12 protein-coding genes are annotated in these 21,207 nt (G+C 54.3%); 8 read left to right on the top strand and 4 right to left on the bottom strand.

Annotated elements, in window-relative coordinates; all coding sequences use genetic code 11:
* The first annotated feature begins 100 nt into the window (after positions 1–100).
* From X474_RS10245 to X474_RS10225, 5 genes are read left to right on the top strand one after another with little or no spacing between them, the layout of a single operon-like run.
* Positions 101–862 carry an outer membrane lipoprotein-sorting protein gene (locus X474_RS10245; RefSeq protein WP_044348683.1) on the top strand — a complete coding sequence of 254 codons (762 nt, stop codon included), beginning with the start codon at positions 101–103 and terminating at the stop codon, positions 860–862.
* 6 nt (positions 863–868) lie between these two features.
* A complete protein-coding gene (locus tag X474_RS10240; protein WP_197282051.1) occupies positions 869–2,110 on the top strand; it encodes an ABC transporter permease in 1,242 nt (413 codons plus the stop codon).
* Between the two features lie 25 nt (positions 2,111–2,135).
* Positions 2,136–3,356 carry an ABC transporter permease gene (locus X474_RS10235; protein WP_044348682.1) on the top strand — a complete coding sequence of 407 codons (1,221 nt, stop codon included), beginning with the start codon at positions 2,136–2,138 and terminating at the stop codon, positions 3,354–3,356.
* Positions 3,357–3,382: 26 nt separating this feature from the next.
* Positions 3,383–4,075: an ABC transporter ATP-binding protein gene (locus tag X474_RS10230; RefSeq protein ID WP_044348681.1), complete on the top strand. Its 693-nt coding sequence runs from the start codon at positions 3,383–3,385 to the stop codon at positions 4,073–4,075.
* On the top strand, positions 4,072–5,424 hold the full coding sequence (locus tag X474_RS10225; protein WP_044348680.1) for a hypothetical protein: 1,353 nt from the start codon (positions 4,072–4,074) through the stop codon (positions 5,422–5,424). Before X474_RS10230 ends, X474_RS10225 begins: the two co-directional genes overlap by 4 nt.
* 27 nt (positions 5,425–5,451) lie before the next feature.
* On the opposite strand, the gene X474_RS10220 is transcribed toward X474_RS10225, so the two are convergent.
* A complete protein-coding gene (locus X474_RS10220; RefSeq protein ID WP_044348679.1) occupies positions 5,452–8,322 on the bottom strand; it encodes a discoidin domain-containing protein in 2,871 nt (956 codons plus the stop codon).
* 1,039 nt (positions 8,323–9,361) lie between these two features.
* On the opposite strand from X474_RS10220, the gene X474_RS10210 reads away from it, so the two are divergent.
* Positions 9,362–14,911, top strand: a complete 5,550-nt coding sequence (locus X474_RS10210; RefSeq protein WP_052515078.1) for an alpha-2-macroglobulin family protein — start codon at positions 9,362–9,364, stop codon at positions 14,909–14,911.
* A complete protein-coding gene (gene pbpC / locus X474_RS10205; protein WP_052515077.1) occupies positions 14,908–17,070 on the top strand; it encodes a penicillin-binding protein 1C in 2,163 nt (720 codons plus the stop codon). Before X474_RS10210 ends, pbpC begins: the two co-directional genes overlap by 4 nt.
* Before the next feature lie 82 nt (positions 17,071–17,152).
* Here the strand turns inward: pbpC and X474_RS10200 are convergent, their stop codons facing one another.
* From X474_RS10200 to X474_RS10190, 3 genes are all read right to left on the bottom strand, one after another.
* On the bottom strand, positions 17,153–17,773 hold the full coding sequence (locus X474_RS10200; RefSeq protein ID WP_044348675.1) for a hypothetical protein: 621 nt from the start codon (positions 17,771–17,773) through the stop codon (positions 17,153–17,155).
* Positions 17,774–18,262, bottom strand: coding sequence for a bactofilin family protein (locus X474_RS10195; protein WP_052515076.1), 489 nt, complete (start codon positions 18,260–18,262; stop codon positions 17,774–17,776).
* A 247-nt stretch (positions 18,263–18,509) separates the two neighbouring features.
* Positions 18,510–19,217 carry a molybdopterin-dependent oxidoreductase gene (locus X474_RS10190; RefSeq protein ID WP_044348673.1) on the bottom strand — a complete coding sequence of 236 codons (708 nt, stop codon included), beginning with the start codon at positions 19,215–19,217 and terminating at the stop codon, positions 18,510–18,512.
* A gap of 422 nt (positions 19,218–19,639) precedes the next feature.
* On the opposite strand from X474_RS10190, the gene X474_RS10185 reads away from it, so the two are divergent.
* Entirely contained in the window at positions 19,640–21,160 is a 1,521-nt protein-coding gene (locus X474_RS10185; protein WP_044348672.1) for an alkaline phosphatase, read from the top strand.
* Positions 21,161–21,207: the final 47 nt, after the last annotated feature.

Here is a 21,207-nt window from a genome sequence, read left to right as displayed (position 1 = left end):
ACAACCATGCTAGTATGACATGTTTCAAGTGCTTTCATTGCAATTACCGTATTTGCCGCCTGAAAACGCCCGGAGGGTTCCACTAATCAAGGAGGCAAAGATGAATTTCAAAAAAAGCCCGTTCGTCTGCCTGGTTATCCTTCTTCTCTGCGTCGTTGAGGCCCGGGCCATGGAGACAAATCAACTGGTGCAGAGCGCCTTTGATTATTATCGGGGCAAGGCAAGCGTGTCTTTATGCAGCATGACTATCCACCGCCCGGACTGGGAGCGCACCATCACCCTCAAGGCCTGGACCCTGGGGCAGTCTGAAAGCCTTTTCAGAATAACCGAACCTCCCAAGGACAAGATGAACGGCACCTTGAAAAAAGGGCGGGAGATGTGGATCTATAACCCAAAGGTGAACCGGGTCATAAAACTGCCTCCCTCCATGATGTCCCAGGCCTGGATGGGCTCTGATTTTTCCAACAACGATCTGGCCAAGTCAGACAGCCTTATCAAGGATTATGACCACACCTTGCTGAAGACCCTTGACCGGCAAGGCAAAAAAGTCTATGTGATCAAATCCGTTCCCAAGCCTCAGGCCCCGGTTATCTGGGGGATGCAGATATTGCACATCAGGGAAGATCTTATTTTTTTACGCGAGGAATTTTACGACGAAGATCACGAGCTGGTTAAGGCCCTTGACTTCAGCAGGATTGAGATGGTGGGAAAAAAGCTTTTCCCCTTAAGCATGCGTATGCAAAAGGCCGGGGAAGACAACAAGCAAAGCTACACCCAGGTGGAATACCTTAAGCTTCAGTTTAAAGACACCCTGCCCGCCCGGATCTTCACGGTCCTTAACCTTAAAAACCCGCGTCAATAGGTTTGCATGATCTCCACTCACGCCAAAATGGCCTGGCGCAATGTATGGCGCAACAAAAGGCGCACCCTGTTGACTGTAATGGCCATCTCCTTTGCCTGTGTGCTGTTGGTGTTCATGCTCTCCTGGCAGTTCGGCTCCTATCAAACCATGATAAACTTGGCGGTGATGATCCATACCGGTCATCTGCAAGTCCAGGCCAAGGGGTATCATGAGGACAGAAATATAAGGCAGGTGATCAGGCAACCCGCTGAAGTGCTGAAGCTGCTGGCCCCCCTCAAACAGGTTAAGGCCGTAACCACCCGGGCAGAGGCCTTTTCCCTGCTCTCTTCCCAAGACCGCACCTATGGGGCCCTGGTGGTGGGCGTTGATCCCGTGGCCGAGCCCGGGGTTTCGCGCCTGAAAAAACTGGTCCGCCGAGGCGAGTTCCTGGGGCCCGAAGATCAAAACCAGGCTTTGGTGGGCCGCCTTCTGGCCAAAAACCTTAAACTCGGCCTGGGCGGCGAAATAACCATTCTGGGCCAGGGCAAGGACGGGTCCATAGCCGCCACCGTGGTAAAGGTTAAGGGCATCTATTATTCGGGTCAGGACGACTTTGACCGCGCTTCCATTCAGATCCCGCTTTCCTTTTTCCAAAACACCTATGCCATGGAAAATTCGGTGCACCAGGTGGTCTTTCTGGTGAAAAGCTTGGATCAGGTGCAAACCGTGCAAAACGCCCTGGCCGCGCCTCTGTCCCGGCTGAAAAACCCCAAACCACTGGTCTGCCTGAACTGGGACCAGCTCATGCCCGGTTTGATGCAAAGCATTCAAATGGACCTTATAAGCGGCTCCATTTTTTACGCAATTTTGATTATTGTGGTGGCCTTCAGCATTCTTAACACCTTTTTAATGACCATCTTTGAGCGAACAGGTGAATTCGGGGTGCTTTTGGCCATGGGCGCAACCAGAGGCAGGCTTGTAAAAATTCTGATCATGGAATCCGGGTTCCTGACCTTTTTGGGCATATCAGTCGGAACAATCCTGGGGTGTGTGATCACCCTGTATTTTCAAGAAGTCGGGCTCGAATTCAAAGAGGCTGCCGAAATGTTGGCCCAGTTCGGGATGCCATCTAAATTCTATCCCAGGCTTTCCTTTTTAAGCGCCACCCTGGGACCGTTGGCTGTGCTTTTGGTAACCCTGGTGACAGCACTTTACCCGGCCTTCAAGGTGCGACGGCTCAACATAGTGGAGGCTCTCGGTCATTTGTAACTTTCTGACAGGCAGGGGGAGAACCATGAGACTCCGCATGGCCTGGCGCAATGTCTGGCGCAATCGTAAAAGAACCCTGGTAATCATGACCGCCGTTGTCATCGGCGTCTGGTCCATGGTCCTTTTGGGCGCTTTGATGCAGGGGATGGCCTCCAACATGGTGAAAAACGGAATAGCCACCCTTACAGGGCATATCAAGATCCAAAACCCTGTCTACCGGTCCGACCCGGTTATCCAAAACAGCCTTAAAGACCCGGACCCGATCTATAAAACCCTGTGCCAAAACCTTCCCCGGGGATCCTTGTGGGTAAAAAGAATAAAGGTAAACGCCATTGCCTCAAACGCCCACAACAACAGCGGGGTGACCCTGGTGGGGATCGAACCGGGAAAAGAGGCCCGCATCTCTTTTTACGGTGACTCGCTCAGCCAAGGTAGAAAGCTTAAACCAGGTGAAAAGTACGGCATTTTTGTGGGCCAGGCGCTCCTGGCAAAATTCAACACCAAACCAGGCCGCAAACTGGTGCTCATGAGCCAGGACACACAAGGCGGCATAGCCTCCAGGGCTTTTCGCATCAAAGGGGTCTTCAGGGCGGAGCTTAAAGCCACGGAAAAAAGATACGTCTTTATTAGCCTGGCCGCGGCCCGCAGCATGCTCAAACTGAAAAAAAACATCAGCGAAATCTCCATTCTGCTGCCTCAAAGGGAGCAAAGCCGAGAAGTGGCAGCAAAGCTGGATGGGCTGCTTCCCAAAGGCATCCAGGTGCTGACCTGGCAGGAGCTGCTCCCCCTCTTGGCCTCATACCTCAAGATGATGGGGAGCTTTACAGCCATCTGGTATCTGGTGGTCTTTATTGCCATGGCCTTTGGCATTGTCAACACAAGCCTCATGGCGGTGATGGACCGCATTCGGGAGTTCGGCCTGTTCAAGGCGCTCGGCATGTCGCCCTGGCGGATTGTAAGCCAGGTGATGGCTGAATCCGGCATAATTCTTTTCATCGGCATGGCTTTGGGCAGCGGGCTGGGAATCTTAAGCGTGGCCCTCCTTGCCCGGACCGGTATAGACCTTTCCGCCCTGGCCGAGGCCCAACAGTATTTAAAAATGACAAAGGTGATCTATCCCGCCCTAAACCCGGGAGACCTGATAGGCGCAAACGCAGTGGTTTTGGTCCTGGGGCTTTTGGTCAGCACCTATCCGGCTGCCAAGGCGGCCCGGATCACGGCCAGGGAGGCCATGGGCCATATCTGAGAAAATCCCGGTAAAAGGATTATAAAATGAATCTGGTTGAATGTGTGGATGTGGTTAAGGCCTACAGGCAGGGCCAGGTCAAGGTAACCGCCTTGGCGGGAATAAACCTGAAGATAGAAAAAGGCGGTTTTGTGGCCCTGGCAGGGCCTTCCGGCTCAGGCAAGACAACCCTGTTGAACCTGATAGGGGGCCTGGACACACCGGATTCCGGCAGTATTGCGGTCGACGGCCGCAACTATGAAAACCTCAAGCAATCCCAACTGGCCAAACTGCGGCTTAAAAAGGTCGGATTCATTTTTCAGGCCTATAACCTCATACCTGTGCTCACTGCTCGGGAAAATGTGGAGTTTGTCATGGAGCTGCAAGGGGTGACGCCAATAGAACGCAAAAAACGGGCAGAGGAAATCCTGGAGATGGTGGGGCTCGGCGAACAGGCCGGACGCAGGCCCTCTGAACTCTCCGGCGGCCAACAACAAAGAGTAGCTGTGGCCAGGGCCATTGTGGCCAACCCCTCCCTGGTCCTGGCCGATGAACCCACCGCCAACCTGGATTCGGAAAACGGCCGTTCCCTGTTGGAGCTGATGAGCCGCATGAACCGGGAAAAGCAGGTCACCTTTATCTTCTCGACCCATGACCAGATGGTAATGGACCATGCCGAACGGCTGGTGATGCTGAAAGACGGGCTTATTGCCCAGGATATGGACAAAACGAGCCAATGAACATTTTCCGCCCCAAGGTCAGGGGCAAGGGATCGATCCCGGCCCTGTTCTTTTTGGCGGCCCTTTTGGGCCTGGCCGCCCTGGCCTGCCCCGCAAGTCTGGCCCGGGAAAAGCCGGAAGGCTTTTGGAGGCAGACAACCAGCCAATGGGGCGGGCATCTCAAGCTCAGGGGCAGTATCAGCCAATACGAGGACACCACGGTTTTCGCACCGGTGGGAACCGGTGTTTACACAGACGGCTCCCTGAGCCTGCGACTCAAAAACCAACTTTTCTTTCCAGGCAATGCCTCGTTCAAGACCCATTACGAGGCTGTTCTTTCGGCCGGGGACAACAGGCGCAAAAAAAGGGAGCTTGAGCTCTCAGGGGTCCAATTTCCCCAGAGCGCGGCCTTTTTGGGTCTGGGCCAGGCAATGAACGATAAAACCAGGCTTTTTGACCTTACCTGGACGGCCTTTGATGGAAAAAGCCGGACAGCCTACCAGCGCCTGGACCGCCTGGTGCTGGCCCTCAACCCCACCTGGGGCAGGCTAAAGATCGGCAGACAGGCAGTGACCTGGGGAAACGGGCTCATCTTCAATCCCATGGACCTTTTCAACCCCTTTGCCCCAACCGATATTGAACGGGATTACAAAGTGGGTGACGACATGGCCTGGGCGGAACTGCCTTTGGGTGGGGCCGTTTCCCTGGAAGGGCTTTTTGTGCCCAGGAGAAAACCGGAGACCGGAGAGTTGGCAAGCTCCAGATCTTCCGCCGCCTTGAAAATACACACTGCTCATGAAACAACCGAGTTTGATTTTCTTTTTGCCCGCCACTACGGAGAATGGGTGGCAGGCCTCGGCAGCCAGGGTTATCTGGGAGACACAGCCTGGCGCATGGACCTGGTCTGGACAAACGCAGGGCAGGGTTCGAATTACCTCTCCCTGGTGGCCAATATGGACTACTCCTGGATCTGGTGGGGAAAAAACTTTTACGGGCTGGTGGAATTTTATTTTAACGGCCTGGGCGCCTGCAACTATAACGAAGTCTTCACAGATTTTGAAATCCAGGACAAGCTGGCCAGGGGCGGGTTGTTTGCCTTGGGCCGCAATTACTTAAGCGCCTCTTTGCAGGTGGAGCTGCATCCCCTTTTTTCCTGCTGGGTCACAATGATAAACAACCTGGCCGATCCTTCCGGGACAGTGCAGCCGCGGGGTGTTTTGGATATCAGCCAAAACACCCGCCTGACTGTCGGCGCAAACCTGGTATATGGCGCACCCGGTACTGAATATGGCGGTTTGACCATGCCGGGCACTATTTATCACCTGCGTCCGGCCCAATCGGTTTACCTTTGGTGGACCTGGTATTTTTAAAAACATAAGTCCAAGGGTTAACCTAACTCAGCCGTCTTTGGAATCTATCCCCTTGTTGAAGTGGGCAAGGTGTTTATCATCAGGACCATAGGCAGCCACCTTTTCCACGCTCCACCACCAAACCGGATCATGGGCGTCGAGTTCAAGCCTCACATACCTGGCCTGGGCATGCCGCTCAAGGCGATAAACGCTCACAGGTCCCTGGGCCAGGAAAAGCACCTGACCGCTAAAGGCAATGGGTCCGGCCAGAGTAACCGGCATCTCCACCCACTTTTTCTGGTCATTGGAAACCAAAACCTTGAGCCCACGGGGAAAATCCGCGTGATAATTATGGTTCTCCAGTTTCAACCACCCCAGGTCCCTGGGCTTTCCAAAATCCAGATCCAGATAAATTCCTGGTCGTTGGCTTTCCTGGCTGCCCCAGCGCCCTTTAAAGGAACCTCCCCGGGCCAGTTTCCAGGCGGATTTGCGGTCCACATGGGAATCCACCGCTTTTATAGGAACCGCCTCTACGCCTTTGCGCCCCTCAAGGACAAACAGGGTGAAGCGGCCACAGGCTTTACGTATAAAGCGCACCTCGGCATTGGTAAGAACCTCTTCCGCCAAATCCGCCTCCCGGCCAAGCACCAACACTCCGCTGCCCTGGTGAAGGTCAACTAAAAGGGGACGGTCAGTACGGGGATGAGTGGAGCCAAAAACATTGGTAAACCGGTTTGCCGTCAAGGTCCATATCTCCCTGCCAAACTCAAGCCGGGCCTTGGCCGAGGGCCAGGCATCGGCATAAAGGCGCTCTATACCGGACTTGCGCACCTCCTCCAGGGCCAGCTCAATACTCTTCTGCCAGCAAAAATCGCTGTGCGGCTTGCCCGGACCATAGACCAGCATTTCCTGTACACTCCAGGCATGGCCATCGTCACCCAAATGGGTGAAACGCATATAGCGAATCTTCTGCACCGGGAAGTAGCATTCCACCCTGCCGTAGCGCTGCTTCAAAAAGGGATGAGGCCCGGAAAAATAAAAAGGGGTGCGGTAATGACTGATCTTGCGCAAAAGGCGAAAGCGCCCGTCCTCACCTGCCACCTCAACGGTAACGTTTTTGGGCACCTGCCAAAAGACAGTGGGTATCAAGGAAAAACCGGCGACCTCCTCTTCGCGGCCCATGTCGAGCACAAACCCCTCACCGCCCTTTTTATTATTGACAGCCACATAAATTGTGCGGAAATTTGCATCCCAAAGCCGATCATGCAAAAGTTTACCCTTAAGGGTGGTCACCTTCCAGCCCCTTGGGGAAAGTAGTTTTTCCACATTCTCCGGTTCGGCAAAGGAGTGGAATATCTCTTTGTTGATTACCTGGTGTTTGACACCCAGAAACCGGGCCTGGGCAGCCAGGGTGCGCCACCAGAAGGCCGGGTTTTCCGAGGCATCCACCTGAGCCGAGGCCTGAGGCCTTTTATCCTGGGTGAAATCTACAATCAAGGGCTTTTCGTCTGCCAGAAAAGACAGCTCATAGGCCCCTTCCGAGTCATTGGGGTAAAAATTCCTTGCCCTTTTCTCATCTGCGTAAAGATGGGTTATGCCCTTTTCGTACAGGCCTGCCAGACGTTCTTTAGTCTTGGCTTCGTGCCGGAAATAATAACCTCCCTTGGCATCCAAAAGGGGTTTTCCCCAAAGGGCCCGGAACCCCTGATAGGCGCTGACATTGGAAACAGCCAGGCCCAAAATGAGAATCAGGCTCAGCCAAGGTGACTTTTTGGCCAAAAGTCCGCCCCAGAAAGCCCAGACAAAAGGCAAGGCAAACAAAACCCACAAAAGATAGCGGGGCCTGGCCTGGTTAACCTGGGAGCCGTAATGAGTGAAGATCACCGCTGCCACTGAACCGGCAAAAACCGCCACCGGCAGCCAACTTAAGGTCACCTCTGTTTTGCGTGAACGCATGATCAAGCCGACAAAACCTATAACCGCCAGCAGGGCCACCGCCAGATAGACCCAGAAATCCAGGGTGCCCGGGGTGACAAACCTCTGGTTGGGGCTGATCACCCCGAACATCACAGGCAGGCCGCTGCGCAAAACCGCCAGAAGATAGGTGCCGAACATTTCAGAAAGCGGTTCTCTGATTTTGGTCTCAGGCCCCAGCCTGAGGTCCCCGCTCAAGCCCAGGTGGGGCCAGCCGTTATTCATATTGTAGATAATAAGCGGAGCTGCGCCTAAAAGAGCGCCCGAGACAAAACCCGCTATCATAGCCGGGGTGAGGAGTTTATTTCGCCAACCGTAATAAGCCAGGAACAAGGCGCAAGGGGCTATCACCTGGGCGGAAAGGAAATTTGTCCAAAAGGCCAGCCCGGCCACCAGGCCCCAGGCAAAACAGGAGCTGAACTTCCATTTTTTGCCTTGCCACAAATTCAGGGTCAACAGGAACAGAACCGCGGAGAGCAAAAGGGCCAGGCCATAATGGGTGCGGGCCTCACCGGCAAAGAAAAGCCCGTATCCCGGAGGCAGGGCCATCCAGGCCAACCCGGCCAGAACTCCCCAAAAACCGAACAAACGGTCCAAGATGCGGTGCACCACCACCATACTTGCCAGATATAGAAACGGCGGCCAGATATTAACGACCAATGAAGTGGGGCCAAAAAAATAGAGCAAGGGAGCGGCAAAAAGGGCGTCTAAGGTGCCCATATAGTTATTGCCAAAGAAAAAATAATGAAAATCACCCTTTAGAAAAGACTGAGCCATCAGGCCTATGAGCGCACTGTCATAGTGAAGCTGGCTGGAATAAAAACGCCAGGCCAGCAAACCCAAAGCCAGGGAGTAGACCAGGCCCATCAGGGCCAGCCTTATCGCCTTTGGTGGTGAATTATCAATAATTGAAGGGGCAAAGCCGGTCATTTTATTTTGGAACATCAACTGTCTCTTTTAGCGCAACTAAAACCTGGCCAACAAAAACCGCAGAAAACAACAAGGCTTTCCTCTTGAGTCGGAGGCAAGGTAACTTGGGTTTCAAGGAATTATTCAACAGGTGAGAAATTGCTAAACAAGCGGGGATCAATCTCGACATAAAGGATAAGAAATAAGAAAAAACAAGAAATACCGCCCTTATCAGGGAAGAAGGACCATGGGTCTTGGATGGTCCCGGCCTGAGGAGGACAGGCTTCGGTAGACTAAAAATCACCCCGGGCATAGGTGAACCATCAAAAACGCCTGATCCGGAGCCGGAATTCTGCTTGAATAAGACCGCGGAAGGGCGTCCCCATTGCGTTTTTTCATAAACAAATACATCAGCTTCAATCACGTATAACGCTACAGGTTTAAGCCGCGCTCACAAATCGTTTTTTAAAGTGCTTGACATATTTTTTCTCCGGCCTGCAAAGGACCCGAAGCTTAAAAAACCTGCACCATCTGAGATAAACGGCATGAATTGAGGGCGTATATATCATAATTTCCAAGCAGTCGCCATAATTACCGAATACACGAATACACCGATAAGGTCAGGCCTTTTCTCTTTTCCGCACCATTTGAAAGGCTCGGAGTACTCTGTTTTCAAAAAAAACCGAAACTTTTTCAGCCCAAAAATCTTAATTCTCAATTTGCCGCCCCGAAAAATACTGCCAAATCCATAGCCAAAGGGATATTTTCCCTTTTTCAAAACCTCTGAAGAGGTTTATTGGAAAGCCTTTTTTTATTACGGGCAGGCGGGTATTGACCAACTTTCCCCGGCATGCTTAAACTGTTTTAGCGGCGTATCATCAAGCGATCGGTTTTAAGTTGAATGGTATTTTTATCTAATAACCATGCACTTGCTTTGATTTACCAATACCCGGGTCTGAGAGCGGACAAATTGCCGGAAAAAAGTTATACAAGTCATTTCTGCTGAACGCTGCCAAAGAAAAAATCCACTGTTTTTTTGAAAATTACTATTCCCGTGCTGAAAAGGGTGAAAATCATGCTCAGTTTTACAAAAATTTTCAGAAACATCTCCTTTATAGGGTTGTTATGCTTTCTGGCCCTTGGCCCGGTCCAGCCGGCTCAAGCCATGGCCGAGCCCGAGGGGCTCAAGGTGGTGAGCCTTATGCCCCAAGGAGAAGTGGACCAGATAACCCAGGTGGTGGTTCGCTTTAGTAAAGATATGACCCCCTTGGGGCAGGCCGGGCAAAAAACCGAGACCTCGCCCCTTTTGATCTCTCCCCTTCCCAAAGGCTCTTTTCGCTGGCTCGACACCAGAACCCTGGCCTATATCCTGGATACGCCCCTAAGGGGGGCGACCAGACTCAATATGACTGTTTTGAAAACCGCCAGGGCCTTAGACGGCGCAAACCTTACAAAAGAGGTGAAAGCGCAGGTCTCCACCCCTGAGGTGGAGGTGATCGAATGGCGCCCCAAACCGGGCGGCTCCACAGAGCCCGAACCGGTTATCAGGGCGGTGATAAACCAACCGGTGGACCTCGCCTCCCTTAGCCAAAAATCCTTTTTTGTGGTTCAGGGTAAAATGGTTCCGGCCAAGGTGTCGGAAAGAGAACTGCCCCGCTGGCAAAGGGCAGAAAACCTTCTGGCCAGGGAATATGTCTTTTCCTGCCCCCAAAAGGTAAAACCCGGCCAAAAGGTCAAGATAGTGGTGAAGCCGGGCGTGATTCCGGCTGACGGAGACCGATCATCCCCCAAATCCCATAGGGCCTCATACAAACCCTATTATCCGTTGCTACTGACCTCCTGGAACATGGATTCCTCCCCCTTCGGCGGTCTTGCCCCTGAATCCGGGCTGAACCTGAAATTCACAAACCCGGTCTCCCGCAAGGAAGTGGAAAAACACATCCGCGTTACGCCCCAATTGCCGGAAATGGTGCGCTCTTCCTATGAATACAAGGGACGCTGGCACCATATGGCCCTTGGCTTTAAGCCCAGAACCCAATACACGGTCATCGTCACCAAAGGGCTTAAGGACATCTACGGCACAACCCTGGGCAAAGACGCCTTTATAAGCCTTAAAACCGGGGACCTTTCTCCCACGTTTCACCTGCCTGAAGGGCCGGGTGTGCTGGAAGCCAAGGCCAAACCGCTTTATCCCTTGCGTTTACGCAATATAGAACAGTTCCGCCTGGGGCTGCGTTATTATCCGGCCGACGAGGCGGTTCTAGTGATGGAGGCCGAACGCAGCAGGCCATGGAACAAAACTCCCCGCGCCCCTTCCCTGGGCCAAAAAAATGCAACCTCCAAGATGGTGGACCCGAACCTTTCGCCCAACCAGCTGGTTCTATATCCCCTGGATCTGGAAAAAGACCTGGGACGCAGCCTGAGAGGCGGAGTCACCCTTATTGACCTGCGCGCCACCTGGCCGGATTACAAAGGCAAGCCCAAGGCCAGGGTGCGCCGGGCCCTTCTCCAATACACCGACATGGGGCTCAGCCTGAAGATTGGCGACAAAAACGGATTGGCCTGGGTGACCAGGCTCTCTTCCGGCAAGCCCCTCAAAGGGGCGGCCCTTGAATTGAGGGACCGTAAAAACCGCCTGTTGTGGCAAGGCCTCAGCGATGAATTGGGGCTGGCCAAATTCCCGGGGTTGGATGAGTTGAACCCGGCTCCGGACAAAAAAAAGCCCTGGCGCAACCCGATTGTTTACCTGCTGGCCAAATACAAGGGCGAGCTGGCCATCACACCCAGTGAATTCGCCTCTGAGTTGGACTCCAGCATGCCCTATGAAATTTCGCAGAGAAAGCCCGGGCAAATAAGCGGGGACAAGGCCTATGCCCTTTTCCAGCTTCCTCTATACCAGCCGGGGCAAAAGGTTAATTTCACGGTCTTTGTCAGAAGGCCCGGCCCCCTGGGAGCCACCCCTCCCCCAGTGACCGAAATCAAGGCCTGGATCAATAACCCTTATGGCAAGAAAATCAAGGTATTCAAGGCAAAAACCAACGAATTCGGAACATTCACCGGTTTTTGCGACCTGCCCCCGAAATGCAGGCTGGGAGAATATGAACTGACCCTGAAAATCGGCAAGAATTCCCTCAGGGCCGGATCTTTCCGGGTTGCATCTTTCAGGCCGCCTGATTTCAAGGTCAAGCTCACCGCGCCCAAGGATCATGCGGGGCCGGGCTCCCTGGGCAAGGCGGATGTCAAGGCGGATTATCTCTTTGGCAAACCGGTGACCGAAGGCCAGGTCAAACTCCTGATGAACCGGGCTGAAACCCATTTTCAGCCGCCCTTACTGGAAAAATACGCGGTGGGCGATATCCCGCTGCCGGACGAAGACAGGCCCTCGGATCCCCATGTGGGCGTTTTGACCGGTGAAACCGATCAAAACGGTGGCGCGGCCTTTGAGCTGCCGCCCCTTAAGGCCAACCCCGGCGTTCCCTTGAGGCTGGACCTCACGGCAGAGGTTACAGACGCCTCAAGCCGCGGCCTGAGAAGCACAGGCTCCATACTGGTGCATCCTTCCAATATCTACCTGGGGCTTAAGGCTCCCCTGCTCGCCCAGGCAGGGAAACCCAGCCAAATCCAGCTGGCGGCCGCGACCAAGGACAACCAGGCCGTGTCACCGGGTGAGGTCAGCATCACCGCTTATCGCCAGTATTGGGAATCTGTGCGGGAAAAGGGTGAAGGCGGATATTACCGCTACCTCATCAAGGCCAGGCGCAAACAGGTGTGGCAAAAGGACCTCGCCATGGATAAGCCCAAAACGGAATTCAATTTCACCCCGCCTGAATCGGGAACCTATGTAGTTGTGGCCACGGCCAGGGACTCCAAGGGGCTTGTGACCAAAACCGGGCTCTATCTCTGGGCCTCGGGCCAGGGAATTTCGGCCTGGAAGCGCTATGATGACAACCGCCTGGACCTGGTGCTTTCGCAAAAGGAGGCCAAGCCCGGCCAGACGGTGAAGGTTATGCTGAAAAACCCCTTCAGCCGGGCAACCGCCCTGCTGACGGTGGAGAGGCAGGGGGTGCGAAAAACCCTGGTCCAGGAGGTCGAGGGACCGGGACCGGTCCTGGAAGTGTCCTTGGAAAAAGGCGACGCCCCCGGGGTTTACCTCAGTGTGCTTCTGGTCCGGGGCCGGGTTGGTGAACCCAAGCCCCACGGGGCGGACCTGGGCAAGCCCCAGGTCCGCATAGGCTGCGCCGAAATCAAGGTAAACCGGGAAGCGACCGACCTTGAAGTAAAGGTGCGGGCGACTGACAAGAAAATGCGCCCCGGCCAAAAGGCCGAAATTTTCGTGGACGTGACCCTTAAGGGAAAACCCCATCACAGCCAGGTGACGCTTTTGGCAGTGGATGAAAGGGTGCTGGTTGCCGCGGGAGAAAAAGACCCCTATGACCCCCGCCCCACCTTTGGCAAAATGCAGCCCTTGAGCGTGCTCACCGCGGACCTGCGCACAGCAGTGGTGAGCAGGGTGCTTGGCATGCAAAAGGGCGAATCAGCCGCGGGCGGCGGCGGCATGGGCTCCATGTTGCGCAAACGCTTTACGCCCACGGTCTTCTGGCTGGGACAGGCCGATACCGGGGAATCAGGAAGCATCGTAGCCCGGTTCCCCTTGCCGGACAGCCTCACCTCTTACCGCATCGTGGCTGTGGCCTGCGACAAACAGGGACGCTTTGGCCTGGGCCGGGAGAGCATCACCGCCTCCCAGCCCTTGCAGATCCTCTCCGCCCTGCCCAGGTTCGCCCGGCTTGGCGACCTTTTCCAGGCCAGGGTGCTGGTGCAGAACCTGACCGACGCCAAGGGAAAAATTCATATCCAGGCCCAGGGCAAGGGGCTTTCGCTTCAGGGTAAAAAGGAAAAGACCATAGAGCTTATGCCCAACCAAACCAAACCGGTGGGCTTTATGGTCAAGGCTATGCAAACAGGCAAGGTCAGCCTGACTTTCAAGGCCGGATTAGGCAAGTTTGAAGATCAGGTTCAGTTCAGCCTGCCGGTCAAGTCCCTCACCAGGCTTGAGACCATGGCCGACTTTGGCAGCCTCACGCCCGGACAAGGCGCGACCAAACGTAAAATGACCCTTGCCCTTCCAGCAGACGCTCTGGCCGGCAAGGGAGGGCTCAATATAACCCTTTCGCCTTCCCTGACAGCTGGCATGACCAGACCGGCGACCATGCTCCTGGACTATCCCTGGGACTGCCTGGAACAAAGGCTCAGCCGGGGCGCGGCCCGGGCCATGCGCCTTGACATGGGGCCGGTCATGGGACTTACGCCCCACCCTTCAGACCAAAAGGCGCTTTTGGACCTTGCTTCCGTAATACCCGATTTCCAAAGCGGAAACGGCGGATTCGCCTATTGGCCCGGCTGGGAAAGGGCAGATCCCTTTGTCACAGCCTATGCACTTTTGGCCGGTTCCATGATCAAAAAAAGCGGGGTGCATATTTTAAGTGAAGACACAAGGCAGTCAGCGGCGGATTACCTGATGCGCTATCTGAGGCGGACCCGCGCCCCCAAACAAAGGGACCTGGCAGGACGCAGCCAGGAAGCGTTTATCATCTGGGTTCTTTCCAGGGAGGGCTTCAAGGTGGCCTCGCGCCTGAATAACGCACTTACCAGAACCAGGGGCCTGGACCCATTTGGCCTGGCCTGCCTGATTGAAGCCTGCGGGATTTACAAAAAAGCCAAAGCCAGGGCCGGTTTGATAAAGCAACTGGAAGGCTCGGCCCGTTTAAGCGCCCAGAGCATGCAGTTTGTCACGGTTGATCCCGGCGGGCTGAAGCCTGTGCTGGGTTCCGGCCTCAGGGGAAATGCCATGGCCCTGTGGGCTCTCAGCCGGGTGAAACCGGCCCACCCCCAACTGGATCAACTGGCCTGGTTTGTGGCCCGTACGCTCGGCAGCAAAAAATACATATCCACCCAGGAGGCGGTGTTCGGGCTCTGGGCCCTGGCTGCCTACACCCGCCTGACCGGAGAGGTCACGGATCTTGAGGCCAAGGTGCGTCTGGATCAAAAAACCGTTTCCGAAAGACGCTTTACCAAGCCCACTGATCAGCCCTTGACCGTGGAAGTGGTGCGCAACCTGCTCTCTTCGGGCCAGGAACTCTTAATCAGCGCAGAGGGCAAAGGCAGGCTTCTATACAGCGCCCGCCTTTCCTTTGCCCCTGGAGAGCCCTCGGGCGCTCCGGTAAACGCAGGAGTATCGGTTTCCCGCTTCTTCCAGGCAGCCAAGGGCGGAGGTCAGGGACCTTGGGAGCTGGGACAGGATCTGGAGTGCGTGATAACGGTGATAACCCAGGCCACCAGACACCACCTGTTGGTGGAGGCGCCCTATCCCGCGGGCCTGGAACCTAATCAGGCAGCCAAGGGCCAGCAGGATGATATGGAGTTCGGCCCCTGGCGCTACAAGGAGCTTGGCCAAACCGCGCTTATGCTCTATGCGCCAAGGCTTGAACCTGGAGTCTACACCTACAAGCTCAAGCTCAGGGCAATTGCCCAGGGCGAATATATGCTGCCTGCGGCCAGGGCCGAAGAAATGTACTCCCAGGAGGTCTTTGGTCAGAGCAAGGCGGGCAGCCTGACCGTAAAATGAAAAAAAGCCTTTTAACGGGGCTCGGCCTTTTGGCCTTGAGCCCCCTTTTACTTTGGATCGTTTGCGTGTCTTTACCCGGCCATTTGCCTCAAGAGGGCTATGGCCGGGTAAAGGACAGCATTGTGCTGGCGCAGAACGGCCAAATCCTGACCAGGCTGAAAAGCAGGCAACTAAGGGCCGGTCCCTGGCTGGGCAAGGGTGAAATACCGCCTTTGTTGGAGCAGGCCGCCCTGGCGGCCGAGGACAAACGGTTTTATCTGCACCCCGGAGTAGACCCCATGGCCCTGGTCAGGGCCATGGTGCAAAACCTCCTGGCAAATAAAGTGGTCTCCGGGGGATCGACCCTCACCATGCAGCTTGCCCGGCTTCTTAACCCCGGGCCGAGAACCTTGCAAAAGAAATTCAAGGAGATAAAAACCGCACTTTGGCTGGAGGCCCGCCTGGATAAAAAGGCCATCTTGCGGCAATACCTTAACCGGGCCCCTTTTGGAGGCCCTTTGCAGGGCCTGGCCGCGGCCAGCCGCGAACTTTTAGGTAAAAACCAACACAACCTGGCCCCCCATGAGGCGGCGCTCCTGCTGGCCCTGGTCAAGGACCCAAGCAGGCTTATCAGGCCGGAGAACCGAAACCGGCTGCGCAAAAGAAGAAATCACATCTTGAAAAAGATGGCCCAAAACAAGGCCATAAGCCCAGACGCCCTTGCCGAAGCCCTTAAAATGCCGGTTGTTTTTCATAAGTATTACGACCCCAACCCGGCACCCCATTTCACCAGGCACCTGAACACCTTTTTCAAGGGAACCAGACCGCCGGTGATAAAAACCTATATCGACCTTGTCCTGCAAAGAAAAATGCTTCACCTGGCAAGGGAGGCCTGCACCAAAAACCAGGCCAGGGGGGTGAGGCAGGCGGCGGTTCTGGTTATTGACAATAACGACCTTTCGATAAAGGCCTGGGTGGGGTCTCCGGATTTTTCAGACCCGGACGCAGGCCAGGTCGACGGGGTTTTGGCGCGCAGACAACCGGGCAGCACCTTGAAACCTTTTTTATACGCCCTGGCCCTGACCAAAGGACACACCCTGGCCGAAACCATCAAAGACGAACCCCTGGGCCTGATTGTCTCAGGCGGAGTGTTTCGGCCGGTTGATTATGACCAGCGCCACAGGGGTCCGGTGAGGCTCAGGGTGGCGCTGGCCAGCAGCCTGAACCTGCCCGCCCTGCGCCTGGCCGATTCAGTGGGGGTTGAACCCTTTTTGCGAACCTTAAGGCAACTGGGCTTCAAACTCCCCAGACAGGCGGATCACTATGGTCTGGGGCTGGCCCTGGGCAATGGTGAAGTGACTCTTTTGGAGCTGACCCAAGCCTATGCCACCATGGCCAATATGGGGAAAAAAGGGCGGGCCGGGCTTTGGCAGGGCCAGGCAGGGCAAAACCTTATTCCCGTATTGGACCCCTATGCCTGCCGCCTGGTGGCCGATGCCCTGGCCGATGACTGGGCCAGGGCCCCGGGTTTTGGCAGGCACAGCCTTTTGGAGCTGCCTTTTGAAGCGGCGGTAAAAACCGGAACCAGCCAAAAATACAGAGACAACTGGTGCGTGGGCTTTACCGGCTCCTACACGGTCGGTGTATGGGTGGGCAATTTCCAGGGCAAGGGAATGCAGGGGGTGAGCGGCATAACCGGCGCAGCCCCGCTTTGGCGTCAGGCCATGCTTTACCTGCACAAAGACAAACCCGGCAAACTCCCCCCCTGGCCCCAGGGCGTGGAGCGGGTGGCCATAGACCCCCACACAGGTAAACTGCCCGGCCCCGACACCCTGGCAACCATTCAGGAATACTTTTCCCCGGGCACTGTACCCCAGCCTGACCAGGAAAACCTGGAGAAACCGGTCAATCCCCTTAAACTCCTGGCTCCCTTTGACGGAGCCGTCTATGCCCTGGACCCGGACATGCCCCTTTTGCTTCAGGTTCTTAACTGCAAGGCAAAATGCTCAAGAGAGGTGACCCAGTCCAAATGGCTTTTGGACGGGGCTCCGCTAACCCCGGAGAGAAGCCTCCTTGAGGCCCGACTGGCTTTGAAACCGGGTCTTCATACGGTTTTGCTTGAAGTTAAAGGCCCCTGGGGCGAGGCCAGTCAAAAGGCGGGATTCAGGGTAATGCCCTGATAAAAAGCCGGAGAAGCATTAACAGCTTCTCCGGCTTTTCGGTTTGCATCCCCGGCAAAAAAATCACCGGTAATTCAAGGCGTCAGAGTTTGTTTTTCCGAAAAACAAACTCCCTGAAGCCGTTTCTGTAACGGAAAGATTTCACCGGGACAAAGGCATCAAAAAGGTCCAGAATCTCTCTATTTTGCCGGAAAACCCTGGGCAGCTCCAGATGACGCTGCCGTCTGGGGCGCACCCGGTAATCACCCATAAGGGCAAAAGAATACACCTCCGTGGTTATACCGGACTGGCCCAAGGCAAAAACCGTCACAATGCCGCCGGGCTTGAGAAGGTGATCTAAAATCCCTACCAAGCGTTCAGTCTGCTCTCCATCCAGTCTATCAACCAGATCCCATATCAGGATTCCCTCAAAGGCCTCGACCGGATAATCCAAGTGTCTCCACAGGGCCTCTACCGGCAGTTCCTTTTCCTGGTCGATTTTAAGACGTAAAAACAGGTCGCACAGATAAAGCCTTTTCACTCTGGTAGCAAAATAGCTTATATTCTCGCCGCATACAGGCCCCACGTCCAAAACGCTGCCTTGGGGTGATTTGCCCAGATTCTGGTCAAGAAGCTCAAGCGCCATACTGAAGTATTCCTCAGGTTCGGCCCTTTGCCTTATCCCCTCCAGCCCCGGGGTGGGATTGACCGAAAGCGCGCCCACCTACTTTTTCGCCTTGGCCGACTCACCCGTGGCCAGGCCCAACTTGGGCTCTGTGTCAACCGGTTTGGGAGCGCTCACCGGTCTGGAGCCGGAATCCCTTTTGAGTTCCACAACAGCCTTGAGATAGGCCCCGTCCTCAACAGAAATGCGCCCGGCCTTGATCTCGCCTGTAAAATCCGCCTCCTTGGTGATTTCCACCTTGCCGTTTGCGGCGATGTTTCCCACCAGGGTGCCGCTGATGGTCACCCGATCAGCGTGAATAGCGGCCTCCACCTGTCCCTTGGCCCCCACAGTCAAGTGATGTTGCGGGAGTTCCACACTGCCTTTCACCTTACCTTCGATCAACAGGTCTTCACTTCCCTTGATATCACCTTGAATGGAGATATGCTGGCCGATTACGGTCACCGGGCTCTTTCGCGGTGCGGCCTGAGCCGCAGGCTTGAAGGAAGGTTCCGGAGCTGGTTTTGCTGGCTGACTTTTTCTTAACATAACTGGTCCCCTGACATGATAATGGGGTTATGGTTTAGGCGGACTCCGGCTTTATTAGCCGTTGACCAGGCTAGTAGTAAAGCCAGGAATATATTAGCATGAAAAAAGTATTTTTTGCCTTAAAGGCTTGCCGGAAAATTAAAGCAAAGTTAAGCGTACTTTAGACCCCTTGATTAACAGACGCCTTAACAGCTCGATATGACAATAAATTTTAATCAATAAAAAACACTTCCAAACTTTGGCGAAATTATGACTTTTTGCGCAGTCTCTCAGGAGGAACCGGAGCCTCATATGGGTAGATAGGGTTGGCCCTGGTCCACCAGCCCTCAACCGCACTGTCCGTCACTTCCAGCCGCCAAACAAACTTGATCGACTTGTAAGCCAGGTCAAAGGGAGAAATAAGACGCAAAGGCGCACCATGCTCCAAAGGCAAGGGAGAGCCGTTTAAGCTGTGAGCCAGGAGCATCTGCTTGGCAGGATCTTTCAATTCGTCTATGGAATTGCACTCCACATAGTACTTAAGGCCGCCCGGCTTATGCCTGGTCTCACCCAAGGCGTGAAAAACAACATGACTCGCCTGCTTTTTAATCCCCGCCATAGCCAAAAGATAGCCGGGTTTAACCCCACCCCACTTAAGGTCGGGCACGGACCAGCCTTCCACGCAATGGAAGTCATTTACCTGCTCCACTTGGGGCAGATCATTCAGCTCCCGCCAGGATAGCCGCAAAGGTTTTTCCACCAAACCATTCACAACAAGTTGAAAGGGTGCTTCCCTGCCTTGCCGATCTTTGTAGATGCCTGAAGACGAATCAAAGGAAAAACCTTTATTTTCCACGGTTCGCACCGGGAAACGCTTCAGGAAAAAGCCGTAAACCACCTGAGGCAAGGCCGCCAAGAGAGTGGCAAAGGCCGCCACCTTTAGGACAAAGCGCCTGTTTATCGGATAGTTGGGCATGGTCTTTCTCTTGCTTTAAAGGTTACACACTACTTTTATTATACCGATTTTATTACATAACAATACCTTTTCCCAAAGCCTCCCAGGCTGTTTCAAGATTGAAAACAAACTAGATTCTTCCAAACAAATAAAATACGTTACAAAAAGCTACAAAAAATTGACCGGTATTATCTTTAGCTTTTCTGCTATAAAATTGAAGGGTGTCTATTTTTAGATTCCTCTTCATGGTCTGATTATTCAATTGCAATAACGAAAAAACTTTTTAGATGTTGTAGGGCAAGGATTTGGCCTTAGAAATGTAACATTTAAGACACCCAATTGACCTGGTTGGGGGATTTGCCTTCACCCCAAAAAACGTTAAAGTGAAGCGTCTTGTTTTGGTAGCGAAACTTATCTTCCCCGTTAAGGAGGCTTTTAAGGTTATGAGGTCTTTATTCAACAGAAAAGGTTTCAAAAAAGGCTTAACAGTCCTGGCTGTTTTTGCTTTTGTCCTGGCCAGCGCCCTGCCCGTCCTGGCCGGAACCGCCTTTTATCAAGGCAAATCCCCCAAATACGTCTTCTACTTTATCGGCGACGGCCTGGGCATTCCCCAGCGCACCGCAGCCCGAGCCTTTACCGGCAAAAAACTCGCCATTGACAGCCTCAAGGCCCAGGGCATAACCAGCACCCAGGCCGCGGACCGCTTCATCACCGGTTCGGCCGCTGCGGCCACAGCCCTGGCCTGCGGCATGAAAACCAATATCAACTACATTGGTGTTGACCCTCAGTTCAAGCCGCTCAAAAGCGTGGCCGAGATAGCCAAGGAGCAGGGGCGCAAGGTAGGCATCGTCTCCAGCGTGAGCATTGACCACGCCACCCCGGCGGCTTTTTACGCCCATGTAAAAACCCGCAAGATGTACCACGAAATCGACATGGCCCTGGCCAAAAGCGATTTTGACTATTTTGCCGGCGGCGGGCTGAAAGATCCCCGGGGCAAGAGGTCCAAAGCTCCCCAGGGTGATGCCCTTGAGCTGGCCCAAAAGAACGGCTACAAGGTGGTCACAGACAAGTCGGCCTTTAACAAGCTGAAAAAAGGCGACGGCAAGGTGCTGGCCTACAATGCCTGGTTGCAAGACGGCAAGGCCCTGCCCTATGCCATGGACAGAAGGGATCAGGACATCTCCCTGGCCGAATTCACTGCCAAGGGTATTGAGCTTCTGGACAATCCCAAGGGCTTTTTCATGATGGTGGAAGGCGGCAAGATCGACTGGGCCTGTCACGCCAACGACGGTGCAGCCTCTATCCAAGACACCCTGGCCTTTGACAATGCGGTCAAACAGGCCATCAACTTCGCTGCAAAGCATCCCCGGGAAACAGTCATTATCGTCACCGGCGACCATGAGTGCGGCGGCCTCACCCTGGGCTTTGCCGGCACCAAATACGCCTCTCACTTTGAGGTGCTTGGCGCTCAAAAGGTCTCCTTCCAGAAATTCACCGATGAAATCCTTAAAGACTTCCGGAAAAACTGCGGCAAGAGCTGCTCCTTTGCCGATATGAAACCGCTGGTCACCAAATATTTCGGCCTTAAATTCAAAGGTGACGCCAAAAAAGACCAACTGGTTCTGAATCCTTACGAGGTCAAGATGCTGGAAGAGGCCTTTGACCGGACCATGAAGGATCAAGAAAGCAAAAGTCCCAAGGAATACCTACTCTATGGCGGTTACAACCCCCTGGCGGTTCAGCTCACCCATATCCTGAACAACAAGGCCGGCCTGGGCTGGACCTCCTACAAACACACCGCATTGCCTGTCGCCACTTCGGCCATGGGTGTGGGAGCTGAAATCTTTAACGGATTCTACGACAATACTGACGTGGCCAAAAAAATCATGAGTCTTTTGGGCGCGGAAGCCAAAGCCGACTACCATGCTGCCGGGCAAACCGGCCTGAAGGTTGCTGCCAGGTAAATCAACCCTACTGAATATGCCGACCGGACAGGGCCTTTTGGCCTTGT

The organism is Dethiosulfatarculus sandiegensis (assembly GCF_000931935.2).
In the GTDB taxonomy this organism is placed as follows: domain Bacteria; phylum Desulfobacterota; class Desulfarculia; order Desulfarculales; family Desulfarculaceae; genus Dethiosulfatarculus; species Dethiosulfatarculus sandiegensis.
Note: the sequence above shows the minus strand (reverse complement) of the source record. Positions and strands in the feature narration are given on the sequence as shown.

Coding starts and splice junctions, on each gene's coding strand:
- X474_RS10235 (WP_044348682.1), top strand. CDS start 2,136: ATGAGACTCCGCATGGCCTGGCGCAATGTCTGGCGCAATCGTAAAAGA.
- X474_RS10185 (WP_044348672.1), top strand. CDS start 19,640: ATGAGGTCTTTATTCAACAGAAAAGGTTTCAAAAAAGGCTTAACAGTC.
- X474_RS10230 (WP_044348681.1), top strand. CDS start 3,383: ATGAATCTGGTTGAATGTGTGGATGTGGTTAAGGCCTACAGGCAGGGC.
- X474_RS10195 (WP_052515076.1), bottom strand. CDS start 18,262: ATGTTAAGAAAAAGTCAGCCAGCAAAACCAGCTCCGGAACCTTCCTTC.
- X474_RS10220 (WP_044348679.1), bottom strand. CDS start 8,322: ATGTTCCAAAATAAAATGACCGGCTTTGCCCCTTCAATTATTGATAAT.
- X474_RS10210 (WP_052515078.1), top strand. CDS start 9,362: ATGCTCAGTTTTACAAAAATTTTCAGAAACATCTCCTTTATAGGGTTG.
- X474_RS10245 (WP_044348683.1), top strand. CDS start 101: ATGAATTTCAAAAAAAGCCCGTTCGTCTGCCTGGTTATCCTTCTTCTC.
- X474_RS10190 (WP_044348673.1), bottom strand. CDS start 19,217: ATGCCCAACTATCCGATAAACAGGCGCTTTGTCCTAAAGGTGGCGGCC.
- X474_RS10240 (WP_197282051.1), top strand. CDS start 869: ATGATCTCCACTCACGCCAAAATGGCCTGGCGCAATGTATGGCGCAAC.
- pbpC (WP_052515077.1), top strand. CDS start 14,908: ATGAAAAAAAGCCTTTTAACGGGGCTCGGCCTTTTGGCCTTGAGCCCC.
- X474_RS10225 (WP_044348680.1), top strand. CDS start 4,072: ATGAACATTTTCCGCCCCAAGGTCAGGGGCAAGGGATCGATCCCGGCC.